The 13,076-nt window shown below is 63.0% G+C and carries 13 protein-coding genes and 2 pseudogenes; 8 read left to right on the forward strand and 7 right to left on the reverse strand.

What is annotated here, in order from left to right; genetic code table 11:
• Window positions 1-113 precede the first annotated feature (113 nt).
• Complete coding sequence (locus tag EWH10_RS22255) at window positions 114-443, reverse strand: hypothetical protein (protein ID WP_422917700.1); 330 nt, start codon at window positions 441-443, stop codon at window positions 114-116.
• Window positions 444-1,172: 729 nt separating this feature from the next.
• Between EWH10_RS22255 and EWH10_RS17615 the strand changes: the two genes are divergently transcribed.
• Window positions 1,173-1,526 carry an IS5 family transposase gene (locus EWH10_RS17615; protein WP_130030115.1) on the forward strand — a complete coding sequence of 118 codons (354 nt, stop codon included), beginning with the start codon at window positions 1,173-1,175 and terminating at the stop codon, window positions 1,524-1,526.
• Between the two features lie 201 nt (window positions 1,527-1,727).
• Here the strand turns inward: EWH10_RS17615 and EWH10_RS17620 are convergent, their stop codons facing one another.
• Window positions 1,728-2,753, reverse strand: a complete 1,026-nt coding sequence (locus tag EWH10_RS17620; RefSeq protein ID WP_025552281.1) for an IS110 family RNA-guided transposase — start codon at window positions 2,751-2,753, stop codon at window positions 1,728-1,730.
• Between the two features lie 75 nt (window positions 2,754-2,828).
• Between EWH10_RS17620 and EWH10_RS17625 the strand changes: the two are divergent.
• Both EWH10_RS17625 and EWH10_RS17630 read left to right on the forward strand, forming a co-directional pair.
• Window positions 2,829-3,254 (forward strand): annotated as a pseudogene (locus EWH10_RS17625) (IS5 family transposase); the annotation flags it as partial.
• Between the two features lie 17 nt (window positions 3,255-3,271).
• Window positions 3,272-3,352, forward strand: a pseudogene (locus EWH10_RS17630) (transposase); the annotation flags it as partial.
• A 17-nt stretch (window positions 3,353-3,369) separates the two neighbouring features.
• On the opposite strand, the gene EWH10_RS17635 reads toward EWH10_RS17630, so the two are convergent.
• Complete coding sequence (locus EWH10_RS17635; RefSeq protein WP_130030158.1) at window positions 3,370-4,530, reverse strand: tyrosine-type recombinase/integrase; 1,161 nt, start codon at window positions 4,528-4,530, stop codon at window positions 3,370-3,372.
• Window positions 4,531-4,751: 221 nt separating this feature from the next.
• Between EWH10_RS17635 and EWH10_RS17640 the strand changes: the two genes are divergently transcribed.
• The 3 genes from EWH10_RS17640 (at window position 4,752) to EWH10_RS17650 (ending at window position 7,096) form a co-directional block, all read left to right on the forward strand.
• A complete protein-coding gene (locus tag EWH10_RS17640) occupies window positions 4,752-5,918 on the forward strand; it encodes a hypothetical protein (protein ID WP_007686500.1) in 1,167 nt (388 codons plus the stop codon).
• 96 nt (window positions 5,919-6,014) lie between these two features.
• Window positions 6,015-6,413: an MbcA/ParS/Xre antitoxin family protein gene (locus EWH10_RS17645; protein ID WP_007686501.1), complete on the forward strand. Its 399-nt coding sequence runs from the start codon at window positions 6,015-6,017 to the stop codon at window positions 6,411-6,413.
• The gene (locus EWH10_RS17650) at window positions 6,413-7,096 is read left to right on the forward strand and encodes an RES family NAD+ phosphorylase (protein ID WP_013041559.1); all 684 of its coding nucleotides are present in this window, start codon (window positions 6,413-6,415) and stop codon (window positions 7,094-7,096) included. Before EWH10_RS17645 ends, EWH10_RS17650 begins: the two co-directional genes overlap by 1 nt.
• A gap of 44 nt (window positions 7,097-7,140) precedes the next feature.
• On the opposite strand, the gene EWH10_RS17655 is transcribed toward EWH10_RS17650, so the two are convergent.
• From EWH10_RS17655 to EWH10_RS17670, 4 genes are all read right to left on the reverse strand, one after another.
• Window positions 7,141-7,491, reverse strand: coding sequence for a hypothetical protein (locus tag EWH10_RS17655; protein WP_007688086.1), 351 nt, complete (start codon window positions 7,489-7,491; stop codon window positions 7,141-7,143).
• 64 nt (window positions 7,492-7,555) lie between these two features.
• On the reverse strand, window positions 7,556-8,569 hold the full coding sequence (locus EWH10_RS17660; RefSeq protein ID WP_013849890.1) for a ParB/RepB/Spo0J family partition protein: 1,014 nt from the start codon (window positions 8,567-8,569) through the stop codon (window positions 7,556-7,558).
• A gap of 47 nt (window positions 8,570-8,616) precedes the next feature.
• Window positions 8,617-9,819, reverse strand: a complete 1,203-nt coding sequence (locus tag EWH10_RS17665; RefSeq protein WP_007688084.1) for an AAA family ATPase — start codon at window positions 9,817-9,819, stop codon at window positions 8,617-8,619.
• Between the two features lie 195 nt (window positions 9,820-10,014).
• Window positions 10,015-11,103, reverse strand: a complete 1,089-nt coding sequence (locus EWH10_RS17670) for a replication initiation protein (protein WP_007688083.1) — start codon at window positions 11,101-11,103, stop codon at window positions 10,015-10,017.
• A 666-nt stretch (window positions 11,104-11,769) separates the two neighbouring features.
• On the opposite strand from EWH10_RS17670, the gene EWH10_RS17675 reads away from it, so the two are divergent.
• Window positions 11,770-12,096: a single-stranded DNA-binding protein gene (locus EWH10_RS17675; protein WP_007688082.1), complete on the forward strand. Its 327-nt coding sequence runs from the start codon at window positions 11,770-11,772 to the stop codon at window positions 12,094-12,096.
• A gap of 61 nt (window positions 12,097-12,157) precedes the next feature.
• Window positions 12,158-13,024 carry a DUF7146 domain-containing protein gene (locus EWH10_RS17680; protein WP_130030116.1) on the forward strand — a complete coding sequence of 289 codons (867 nt, stop codon included), beginning with the start codon at window positions 12,158-12,160 and terminating at the stop codon, window positions 13,022-13,024.
• Window positions 13,025-13,076: the final 52 nt, after the last annotated feature.

Genomic DNA, 13,076 nt, shown 5'->3' on the forward strand with positions numbered 1-13,076 from the left:
TCCGCTCGGGGCAGTCTGATGGTGAAGATAGGTAAAGGATAGCCGCATTCCCGCTGGGATAGTATTCCGGGAAAGGTGACGACTTATCCATTTTTCCAATCGCTCCACGATCGTCACGAGCATTCGCGCCTCATCGTCGCTGATATGTCGCAGGATGTATTTGCGAACAGCGTCCGCATGGATCGGTCGTGCCCTATCCACCCGCTCCTTCCCTTCCGACGACGATTGCACCGTAACTCCGCGCCGGCGTCCAGCTTCGCCAGCAAAAGGCTCGCGATATAACGCAGAACCTCCTTGTCGTAGATCGAAACCGTGTCGGTCTTGTAGGCGAGCGGCTTGGTCCCCTTGCCCTTGCTCAAGAAGGGGAACGCCATCAACGAACGCTCGCCACGAACCCCAGTCAGCAACGGGCTGTCGAGGGCGAACAGGTCGCCTTGGGTCAAGGCAGGCTCGCTCACGCGGCCCCCGATCGGGGCTCATGCGGTTCAGTCGCCGAAGGCACGAAGATGGGGCGATCGCGGCCCGCTCTATAAGGGAAAGCGCCGATCGGAGGCGGGGGCGTTCGTGCTTTCGGCGACCCTACGCCGCCAGCTCTCCGGCATGTCTCGCAAACGATCGTTCTGTGGACGCTCTGAAGGGCGACTGCTTCACCCCTTCCATATCCGTTCTCACACTATGTTTCTTTACTCCTCGCTGTCCATAGGCGCAGATGAACTTTTTTGGACGGGAATCGGCATGACAAAGAGCAAGAAACAACCCAGCATATACGATCAACCTCGGTCGCGGTGCCTGATGATCTCTCCGCCCATACGTCTCCGGTAGGCTGGGAGCATATTGCATTCTCCGGCGATTTCCTATGGAAGCGAGCCGCCGCTTCCGCTGGCAGCAAGGCCCTCAATCTGCCGAAAGATAGCCGCGCCGCGTAAGCGTTCGCCGATTGTTCGCCCTTAGCTTATTTAGCGTACTTTCCACACTATGCCCTCAGGGAACGAAGATTTCCTGCGTACGATCGCAGAGAGCGTATGCAGATCATCATAGAGGCCGATGTCGACGGCATCGTCTGCGCTGGCCGGCATGAGCGTTCCGGGGACCTGCCGACCTAAGGTTTGTGGGGATTTAGGATTCCCATTTTGCTGGAGTTGTGATTCACACTCCGGACGGAACGCTTTGTCCTGACGGAAGCGCAATGGGCGCAGATAAAACCACACTGCCTAGGGAAGATCAGCGATCCCGGACGCAGTGGCAGGAACAACCGGCTATTCATGGAGGCGGTGCTGTGGATTGTCCGAACGGCCAGTCCATGGCGCGACCTGCCGGCGATGTTCGGCAACTGGAGCACGGCGTTCCGGCGGTTTCGTGATTGGCGAGAAACCGATGTTTTCAAGCGGATTTTCGATGCCCTGTCGGACGAACCGGACATGGAATACGCAATGATTGACGCTACCATCGTCAAGGTTCACCGGCACGGCCAGGGCGCAAACGTATGGCCCGCCCCGTCGGCAAGAGGGTTACGATCGATGGTCTGATCAGTCTGCGAAAACGTATCCGGCCTTTGGGCACCGACCCTCGGCCAAGATGGAGATCCGCGCGTCCTGGTCCTCATAAAGGAGCCGGCATCGAGTGCCATTTTGCGCCATAGGGTTCCGGGACACCGGTTGACTGTCAGGCCATCTATCGCTCGCCCCCCGCAGACATCTGGGACCAGCATTTATCGCCGATCGATCTTCTTAGGCCGACAGTGCCGGCATGTGGTAGGTACGCTCGTGGCGCAGCAGAGCCCAAACGATCCGAGCGAGTTTGGCGGCAAGCGCGACCACAGCGGTATTGGGATGCGCGCGGGCGAGCAGGCCGCGCAACCAGGCGCCGAGCCGGGTATCAGTCTTGCGCAGCGTCGGCATGGCTGATCTGGCGCCCTGGATCAGGAGCTTACGCAGGTAGCGGCTGCCGCGCTTGGTGATGCCGAGAAGCTTGGGCTTGCCGCCCGTCGTCGCCTGGCGTGGCACGAGGCCGAGCCAGGCGGCGAGATCACGACCACGCGCGAATGTGCCGGCATCGCCGACCGCGGCCACCAGCGCGGTTGCGTTGAGTGCGCCGATCCCGGGAATGGTCAGCAGTCGGCGCGCCTGCCCGTCCTGTTCCGCGGCTTGGGCAAACTCGCGGTCGAAGGTGGCGATCCTCTCATCCAGCGATCGCCAACGGTCACGCATATCGCCGACCAGCATCGCCATGCGCGTGCTCAGCCTCGGCTCCAGGCCGTCCAGCAGGTCGACCAGCGCTGCCGCCAGTCGAGCGCGTCCCTGGGGGACAACATGACCGCGCTCGAGCAACAGGCTTCGGATCTGGTTCATCAGCGAGGTGCGTTCGGCGACGAGCCGGTCACGCACGCGGTGCAACGTCTGCATGTCGAGTTGCTCCTCACTCTTGAGCGTTACAAACCGCATCGTCGGCCGTGTTGCCGCCTCCGCAATCGCCTCTGCATCGCGGTCGTCGTTCTTCTGCGCCTTCACGTAGGGCCGGACATATTCCGGCGACATCAGTCGGACCTCGTGTCCCTGGCCTGCCAGGATGCGCCCCATATGATGCGCCCCACAACAGGCCTCCATGGCGACCACGCAGGTCGGCAACTTGCCGGCGAACGCGATCACCGTCTCGCGCCGCATCCGGCGGCGAAGCACTACCTTGCCAGCCTCATCCAGCCCGACCAGGCTGCAGCTGTTCTTCCCCAAATCCACACCGAGCATCGCAATACGCATCATCCGTCCCTCCAAGTCAGCCAGATCGCAGCGTACTGCACCTAGCTTCGGTAAGGGGCGGGCCATCCATAACGGGGGACTCAGAGCCAGGCCATTGGTCGTTCCAAAGGGGGCATGACGACCAAGATCCTGGCCCTTACCGATGCGCTGGGCAATCTTGTCCGCTTCCGCCTGATGCCCGGCCATCGCTTCGACACGGTTGGCGTTGCTCCACTCATCAAAGGTGTCGAGTTCGGCGCACTGCTGGCTGACAAGGCTTTCGCCAGCAACGTTATCGTCGCCGATCTCAACAAGCGGGGCGCAAAAGTCGTCATCTCACAGCACCCGCGACGCGCCAAACCCATTCCGCTCGACGCAGAAATGTACAAATGGCGCCACCTCATCGAGAACTTCTTCTGCAAGCTCAAGGAATTCAAACGCTTCGCCATGCGCGCCTGCAAAACAGACCGCAGCTTCGAGGCCATGATCTACCTCGCCGCAGCCATCATCAATTCCCGATGAATTCCCACAAACCTTAGCGCAATGGCTATCGCGACCGCAGCCTCGACACCCGGCTCGGCAGGCTCAATCTGAAGATCCCAAAGCTGCGGACCGGCGCCTGCGATCTCCATGCGGATCACTCCAACTTACTTGACAGGCGACCCACTGCCCCCGCCTCAGCGGCGAGATTGCGATTGTAGCTCAACGGCATCCGCGGACTTTTCCAGCGGAGCGCATCCATGATGCCGGCGAGATCCTCCCCAACCACGAAGAGATCCTGGTTGAGCCCCACCCTCGTCGAATGCGCGCTTATTCCCTTCAGCAAGCGGGCCAGATCTTCTTTCGCAAGGTCCGGCAGCGCGTCGCGATCAAATGCCCGCTGGATGATCGATCGCCAGATCGGTCCGATGGAGCCGGGATGTAGAGCAGCCGTCCCAATGTCATATTCTGTGCGAGCCGAAATAGCCTTCTTCGGCAGTGTCTTACGCAAATCCCACTTCTCTCGTGAGGAAATACTGTCGATCGACCGCCCCTTGACGGCTGCTCGTGCCTTGTATCGTCGAACCTGCACCCTGCGAAACAACACTCCTTCCTCTATGCCGGCGGCCTCCATCCAGGCTGCGACCGCCCGAACCGACCGCGGCGACAGAAAGGCCGTAGCTCCCTCACCTTTCTGGTCGCTTTTGCTTCGCGGAATCGCCAGCAAGCGCGCTTCAGGATCAAGCGCACCCTGAATTTGCCCGACCTCAATCGCCACCAGCTCCGAGGCCCGCAGCCCGCTGTCATAGGCGACCGACAACAGCGCTCGGTCCCGCAACCCCGGCAAGTCATCCGAGCAAGCCTCCAGGAGTGCCTTGACGTTGATCCCACGGGGTTTATCGTGCTCGACGTCCTTCACCGGCCCCTTGAAGCGCAGCGGGCGCGCCTGCGCCTGGGCAGTGCCCTTCTCGCGGCGAATGGCGCGCAGCCGCAGCTTGACCAGCTCGGCCTGCGTGGGGTCCTTCAGGTCGAGCAGCTGGTGGATCTTAGCGATCGATGCCTTGTAGCGGCCGAGAGAAGCAGGCTTGGCCCCCTGCTCTGATCGTGCATCGAGGTAGCCGGCGACGATCTCCGGCGTTGCTGGTAACGCGATCCGCTTCGTGCGTCGGCACCACAGGTCGAAGGCCTCAAGATCGGATTTCAGCGCGCGGATCGAATGCGGCGAGCTGGCGGCCTGGTAAGCGGCGATCAGTTCCGCATTGACGACGATGTGGGTCTCCGTCCGCATCTGTGTTGCTGTCCAGGCAAGCTCGGGCATGGTCGCCGGTGGCAAGGTCGCCGTCACCGCGGCAGCGGCGTTGAAATCGCCGTTTTCAAGGCTTTTTTGCCCGGCTGATGCACTGGCTTCCATGCCGCCGCTGTACTCCACCATACAATGAGGTGTCAATTTCGCTTATGTGATAACTGCAATTATCACATGTTCGTTCACCAACCACCTGAGTAGTTGTGCAGTGTTTTGGCATTCACTACACATCCGGCATGGAGCGCTTCCATCCCCTCGCCGCCGACACCGACGTCCCACCCGAGGAGCTCGCCCTCGCGCAAGGCGAATGCGCGCTGGCGCTCGGCCGGCTCGACGGGCTCCTCGCCAGCCTCACCGATATCGAAAAACGGCTGTTCTGCGTAGGGCTGCTGCGGGAGGTGTTGCTTTCATCCCTGGCGCAAGCGGGATTTGCGGACGCCGAACACCGGTTCAACGCCTGGTTCGCCGGGCTCGACCGCGGCCCCCAAGAGACACCCCTCACCGGCTGCTCCGCCTATGCCGTGGTCCGCGCCCTGCTCGGCGAACTCAGCCGTCATCCGTGGGAACCGCTCGCCGATGCCGCGCAGACCATCGCTCTGGCCGCTCGCTTCGGGGCCGACCGCCCGATGCAAGCCGAAGACGCGCTGGCGGAGGAAGCGATCGGCAGGGCGATCACGCTAATGAAACAGGCCGGCGCGGATGACGAGACCCCCCTGCCCTTCGCGGGTCTGGCCCGCCTGCACGCGCTGCTGCGCGCCGATCCGCGGTTCGCGCCGCTGGAGCGCGCGGTGCAAATCCGTTCGTTTGGGAACCGCGCGGTGGCGATCGAGCAGGCCGCCACGCGCACCCCGCTCTGGGCGGTCGATGCCGCGCTGGGGCGGCTGCTGACCGCGTCCGGCGCGTGGGCCCGCGCCCTCCCCTGCCCCGGCGCGGTGACGGCGCAAACGCTGCAGCCGCAGCTCTGGCCGGGCGAACGCGCCATGCTGGCGGCCCGCAGCCTCCAGCGCAGCGTGACCCGGCTTGCCGAGCTGGTCGCGCAAGCGCGGCGGCGCGCGGTGCTGATGCGCGAGCAGTTGGGGCACCTGCGCTCGAGCGCGCGGGCACCGCAGGTGTGGATCCTGCTCGCTGGTTTTGCGCCACTCGGGCTCGATCAGATCACCTGGGCGTTCGGGATCAGTCGGCGCGGCACCTATGCGATCGGCGACGCCCTTGTGGCGGCGCGCATGGCACGGCGGGAGACGGTCAAGGGGAAGGCCCTGCTGGTCGTCGAAGAACCGGGAAGGGATGGGCAGCCGGCGTCTTTGGACCAGGCTACCGCCCTCCCCCATGCGGCTCTTGCCGAGTTCGACGCGGCGATGGGTGAGATCGACCGGCTGCTCGCCGGCAGTTCTGGCCATCCCTGACGCGGCATCGCGCGCATTCGGCGTGTATGAAAACTGATCTCTTCTTGACGTTATGTACAGATATCATACATAGACAGAGAAAGAAGGAGATGGCCAATGGCCACAACTGCCCATTCCGGCGTCCCCGCCAAAGCGCCCAGCCGCAAGGATCTGAGCGGTCCGGCGCTGCGCACCTTTTTCCGCATTGCCGACGCCTGGGACCTCAAGGAAGCCGAGCAGATGAAGCTTCTCGGGCTCGACAGCCGCTCGACCTTCCAGACCTGGAAGCGCGGCGCGGTCGCGGCGATTCCCAAGGATGCGCTGGAGCGCATCTCCTATGTCATGGGGATCTACAAGGGGCTGAAGATGCTCCTGCCCCGTACCGCCAACGAATGGGTACGCAAACCCAATGAGGCGCCGCTGTTCGCCGGACGCCCGGCGATCGAGCGGATGGCCTCGGGCAATGTTGCCGATCTCTACGTGGTGCGTCAATATATCGACGCGCAGCGCGGCTGATGGATGCCATTGCGACGACGCAAGTGCGGTGGCAACCGTGCTACCGGATCGTCGCAAGCCGGTTCCCGCCCATATCGCTGTTTGAGGATGTCGCGGATCCGGCCGACCTGGAAGCGGTCTATGCGATCGAGGCGATGACCAACGACCGGCTTCGCGACGAGGTCGGGGACCTCGCCCTCGTCCCACCGGAGGACCGCGTATCGGGACCCGGAACATCGGCGATCATGGCAGCGTTCACCCACCTAAATCCCGATGGCAGCCGGTTCTGTGACGGCAGTTTCGGGCTGTTCTACGCTGCCAGCACCATCGAGACTGCGGTTGCCGAGACGCGCCATCACCGAACCCGCTTCATGGCGTACACCCACGAACCGGCGCAGGAACTCGACATGCGCGTCTACGCGGTCGACCTGGACGCCATGCTCCACGATATTCGCGGCCTGCGCGATGAACGCCCTGCCCTCTACGCCCCGGACAGCTATGCCGCCGGCCAGGCGCTTGGCCGGCACCTGCGTGAGCAAGGTTCGGATGGCATCGTGTACCAAAGCGTGCGCGACGCCGACGGCGAGTGCGCCGCGGTGTTCCGCCCTCGCCTACTCGCCAACAGCCGACAGGAGCGGCACCTGTGCTACGTTTGGGATGGCCGGGCGATTGTCACCGTCTACGAGAAGAAGACATTCGCCTAAAGGTCCTGCGGACAAGCTAACCTTTCGGCCTTGAGTGACGCCTGTCAGGAATAGACCCCGGCAGCCATACGATCGAGATCTTCCATGACGATATCGATATCGCCATTCGCAACCAATTCCGCGGCCGTTTTCCCAACTCCAGAAATGGGTTGATGCTTGAACCAGATAACCGCCTTGCCTTCTTCGCCTGCAAGTTCTGCCGCTCGCGTTATAACTCGGGCTATTTCCTCCAGTTTAATCTGCACGGTCGGGGCGGAGGGATACAGAGTCATGGCCTTAGGATCCAGGCGAGCAACGCGAGCCAAATGCGCCATGGAGAAGCGCAGGCGCTCCGCCAGACGACGGGGCGAGATGATCTCATTCTCGCGAATGTCATCCTGGAAGGCTGCAGTCATAGGGCAGTCCATATTCAACATGTGAAGACAAAACTCTCACGTCTCAGAACCGCTGAAGATTGTCCTAGCTCCAATGCTGATCGAGCAGCGCTTTCAACGCGGCCTCCGCTTCAGCCCGCGTACCACCGGCATGCGGGAGCAAGGTAAGTTTGAGACCCTTACGATCCACCGCCTCCACTTTCAGCAATGGTTTCCCCCCTTCGGACACGATCGTTTCCGGCTTTCCTGACTTCTTGGGGGATCCTGACCTCTTGGGGGGATCGGCGGCCAGAGCGAGCGCGCGTATGATATCGGGGACCGGCATCGGTGCTGCGCGATCGGACTGCACCTGAGCGAGACGTCCCGCCTCGGCGAACACACGCTGCCGCCGATCCTCCGGTTTCAAGAGAGGCTTGATCGCGGTGACATGCTTGATCCTGAGATCCTGCGGAAGGGCGAAGGCCGCCATCAGTTCCGCCGGCAGCCGGGCAAGGTCGAGATAGCGGCTGAGCCAGCTTTCCGTGACATTGATCCGCTCGGCCATCACCTTCTGGCGCCCCTCATAATAGGCGTCGAGCGCGCGCAGATAGTCGCGCGCGCGCTCCAGATCGGTGAGATCGTCGCGCGCCCGATTCTCGAGGTCAGCGAGACGGAAGGCCTCCTCGTCGGTAAGGCTACGGATATCGACGAGAAAGCGGAAATCCGGATAGTTGTGGGCGCGCAGCCAACTGATCGTCCAATGCCGGCGCGCGCCGCAAATCACCTCGAAATCGAAGGCAGGATCGTCCTTCACGCGGCGAACGATGGCGGGCATTTCTTGCTTGCCCTGCGCCTTGATGCTCTCGATGAGGTCGGCGCACCGCTCCTCATTGAGGAGCGCATATTCGCGGTTATGCCCCGCCCACATTCGGCAGCGCGCGGGATCGACAAGCTCATGGGTGCGCGAGACGACGCTGCCCGTCGCCAATTCGGCAAGCCGGCTTTCCCGGCCCGCCAGCACGCTCGCACCGATGCCAGGGCGCCGCGCCGCTGGGGCTTGCGCCCCCGGGTCGATTCCGGCGACCAGATCAGCCGCGAAGTTGGCGTTCTTCTTGCTCATCATCCACCCCTTCTACCCGGAATTGCACCGGTGCAATTTTGCTCGCATCAGGCGAGTCCCTCCTTGCGAAGCCGCGTCAAATGGCTCGGCCACATCGACCGAATGTCGACCTCAATTTCACTGTTCACGCCATCAAGATAGGCAAGGCAGCGGTTGCGCACCGTCGAACTGGTGACCGGGCCGTCCAGCTCGTAGACGGTCATCAGCCGCGCCGTTGCATTGTCGATTTCGGCCGAATCCTTGAGCGGCGTACGGACGATCGCGTGACCGAAAAGGGTCCGCATCAGGTTCAGCAGTTCCTTCTGCATCGACTTATTCTCATCGACCTTGGACGCCACAAAGCGCAGGAACTGCAGCGACGGCGCCAAGCCGCGATCGGCCAGCGTCTCTATTGTCTCATCGAGCATGGCGAGGAAGGCCGCCGTCGACGAGAAGTCCATCACCGTCGGCGGAACCGGCACCACCAGCGCATTGGCCGCGCGCAGCACCGAAAGCGAGATCGCGCCGAGCGCCGGAGGCGGATCGAGAACCACCACATCGAACCGATCGGCAATGCTCGCGATGCCTTGCGCCATGCGGTCGATCAGGTTCCCCTGCCCCCGCGCCATGCGCGCTGCGATTTCATATTCCGACTGGAACAGCCGCAGATTGGCCGGAACAAGCTCGAGGCCGTCGAAGTGGGTCTTGCGCAGGGCATAGTCGAGCGACTCCATGTCGTCGTGCCGCAGGAATGGATAGAGCGTGTCCTCCTCGGTCAGGTCGAGGTCGGGCACATAGCCGAATAGCGTGGTTGCCGACGCTTGGCTGTCGCAATCGATGAGAGCCACCCGGTAGCCCTTGATCGCGAGATATTGGGCCAGGTGCACCGAAAGAGTCGATTTCCCCACCCCGCCCTTGAAGTTCTGCACCGCGATAACGCAGCAGGGATCGGTTGCGGCCCGCCAGGGCCGGGTGCCGAACAGTCCGCGCATGTCGTTGAGCTGCGCCAGGGTATAGCCGACACGCCGATTATTCTCGGTTCGCGGAGGCGGCGGCAAGCGGCCGTCCTTCTCGGCCTCGCGAATGGCCGCCGCGGTTCGGCCGACCAGTTCCGCGGCCTTGCCAATCGGGAACGTCGGCTCGCGCCGCTCGTCCGCCCGGGCACTCCGCGCGGAGTCGCGGAGCCGCTCGAGGACAGAGCTGGTCCGTTGTGCGAGCGTCGAGACGGACAGCAGGTCCTGCGTGCCCTCAATGTCGAGTGATGCAGCCAAGAGAGGCCCCCTTGCGAAACTAGAGGGGGCATAGCTCAATTTGCACTTTTAGGTCAATCGAAGGCTGATTTTCGCAAGTCGGCCCAGCCCGAAGGGCGAAACTTGCCCAATCTGCGCCGCAGACCTTTTGCGCCCCCTCGCAACCTGACCCCTTGGGGGCAGTTCACCCCGAAATTGCACCGGTGCAATTTCGGCTCAGGGGCGCCCGCGTCGTGCCAGGAAACTCTCGCAGAAGCCGGTCCAGGATGCGATCAGCTTGGCGCCCTTGAGCTTCGCCAGCCTTTCGCCCATCTGCGCGCGATAGGCATCGGCAATGAGATCGATGTCCCAACCGCCGCCAGCCGAACGGCCGATGGCCGCGAGCGTGTCCGAGCCAAAGCGGATCGTGCCGTTCGGGAAGGTGACCTCCCCTGCCCCAGCCTTATCCTTTGACACCAAGGCCGCCACCGCCGCCTGTGTGACAGCCTCGACGGCAACGGTCTCCACCTCGTCCTCGCGCCGCGCCTTTCTGCCCGCAGAGTGCCGACCGATCTCATCCACGGTCGCGATTTGGGCCGGAGCATCCTTGGGCTCAAAGCGGAATTCGATTTCGGTGACAGTTCTGCCCTGGCGGATCTCCCGCCACTCCACGCGAAAATGGGCGAGCTGGTCGATTTCGGCCTTCGCCTTTTCGAGAACTTTGCGGCGCAGCTGCGCGAAATCCTTGTAGACGTCCGGCGCGATGCCGAGCAGCGCACGCAGCGCCGTCATGTCGCCCTTCCAGAGCGACTGGCGCCTATGCAGCCTCAGCGCCCCGATCTCGTACAGCTTGAGCGCATAGGTTGATCGGAAGCCGAGCACCGCCTGGCGGTTCAGGACCGCATAGGTCTCCGATTCCTGGATCAGCTTTCGGGCTTCGGGCGTGAACTCCCACTCGATCCACCCAGCGTCCGCGCCCTCTTCGTCTTCCGCTTCTTCGCGCGACGACGAGATAAGCGAAAAGCGCAGCGTCGCCTTCTTGCCGCGCCAGGACTTGTCGTCGACCGCGAAAAGCGTGCGGTGCAATTCCTCAAGCATATCCGAGATGCGCTCATTGCCCTTGTGGCCGCGGCGAATGTCCGCCTTTCGCATCTTGTGCGGGCGGTCCTCCCAGGCATCACCGCCCGCGGTCAAAATCATCAGCGCAAGCAAACGCGAAGCAGTCAGGCTAAGCGACTGGCCTTTGACGAACTTGACCTCGACGATGCTGCCGGGCTTGGCGAACTCGTCACCGCCCTTTGCCTGCAGGGCGGCAGCCACCCGCATCGCCCGTCCCGGAGAAGCGTCATCGCCGGTGGGGGAGGGCGTTACAGCGTGATCTAGGGCTTGCTCGTCATCCATGCCATGAAGTCTGCGCCGATTCGTCCAGCGTGGGAGAAAATCTGCCTGACCTGTCCTTACGCGTCAAGTCAGGGCAGGATAGACACCGGATTCGGCCCCCAAGAGGTCAGGATGGAACTTCGCTCCGAAGCAGCAAACCATGAGGAAGTGCGGCGAGTCGCGTTTCCAAGCGCCCGGACCCGCGCAAACGGCAGCGCGGACGCCGAAGAAAGTCCCTGACGAACGCTATGGCGAGCGAATCACTCCAGCAGGAAGCTGTCCCCCATACGGTCAGGAAGGCCCCAGCAGGTCAGGTTGCATCCCCCGATCGGTCAGGGAAGCGCCCCCGGAAGGGCAGGCAAAATCCCCCGTCCGGTCAGGATAAGCTTGCTCAAACCCGCAGAAATGCTGTGCTTTCGGCCTCCTGAATCTGAATCCTTTTGAATCGGAAAAGCTTCCGCTGCGAGCAGCGGCGTTTTGATTCTTTTTATTTTGAGAAAGAGATCGGCGTCGCGCCTGATGCAATCGTTCAATCCCCCCGCCTGGAGGGATACGCGAAGTTAGCCGCCTACGATAGGCTGCCGGCCAAATGACCTTGCGCATGGAGGGTGCATGATCAACTTCGCCAAGTTCGAGATCATCGGCCGGATCGGGGAAATCGACGCGCGGCCGAAAGTCACCCTGCTGTCGGTCTGCGCGAATTATCGCCGCAAGGGTGACGATAACGAATGGCAGGAAGACAGCCACTGGAACCGCGTGAGCGTCTTCAGCGAAGGCCAGCGAAAACATATCGCCGACCGGGCTCAAGTCGGGGATCTCGTGCGCATAGCCGGACGGCTCAAGGACAACTCCTATGAACGCGACGGCGCGACGCACTACACAACCGATCGCATCGTCGAGGAATTCGGGATCCTGGCACCCAAAGGCATGCCGGGGTGAAATATCGGGGAGGGGAGGGCGCAATCAGCAGCGGCGCTCCACCACTTCCGAGGATTAGTCGATGCCCATACCTGCTCCCCATCGCGCCAAAGCCATTGTCGAAGCCCTGGGTGGGATCTGGCGCGGTACGCGCGGCGAATGCCGGTGCCCGGCACATAACGATCATGGTCCCAGCCTGTCGGTACGCCTGGGCGAGCGGGCGATCCTGTTCCACTGCTTTGCCGGCTGCGACACGCGCGATGTTCTGGCTGCTTTGCGCCGGCGCAAACTTCACGATGCGGAGCCGCTCACAATGCCGCGCCCGAAGGCGGCCGCGGACCATCGCGCTCTTGCACTTCGCCTATGGAAGGCGAGCCAGCCCATCGCCGGATCTCCAGCGGCCGATTATCTGGCGGCGCGCGGTCTGCCGCCTCCCTATCCGCGTTGCCTGCGCTACAACCCGCGCACCATCGTCGGGGCCGGTGAGCGCCGCCGGTTCTTTCCGGCGATGATCGCCGCGGTCGAGAATGATCTGGGGGTTGTCGCCGTCCAGCGGACCTGCCTCGATCTCGCCGACATCCTGCACAAACCCATGCCAAAGCCGAAGATTGCCCTTGGCCTTCTCGGCGACGCGGCCATTCGTCTGGCGCCGGCCGGCGAGGAGCTTGGCCTTGCCGAAGGCATCGAGGACGCCCTTTCAGCAATGGCCTGGTTCGGAACGCCCACCTGGGCGCTGGGCGGGGTCGAACGCCTTGGGCTTGTCGCCATCCCCGAACGGGTCAAGCGTATCATCGTCTATGGCGATCGCGGTGCCGCCGCTGCCGCCATGCTCAAAAAAGCCCGCCCCCATCTCACAGCCAATGGACGCGAACTGGTGCTCCGGCTGCCGGAACGGCACGCGGACTGGAATGATGCTTGGCGTGTCCGCCGGGCCGCCGAGGCGGCCTGAAAGGGGAGGGAGCCTTCCGGCTGATGACCTGGCGCTGATGCCAGGTGTCAGA

Source organism: Sphingobium fuliginis (assembly GCF_004152845.1).
GTDB classification, from domain to species: domain Bacteria; phylum Pseudomonadota; class Alphaproteobacteria; order Sphingomonadales; family Sphingomonadaceae; genus Sphingobium; species Sphingobium fuliginis.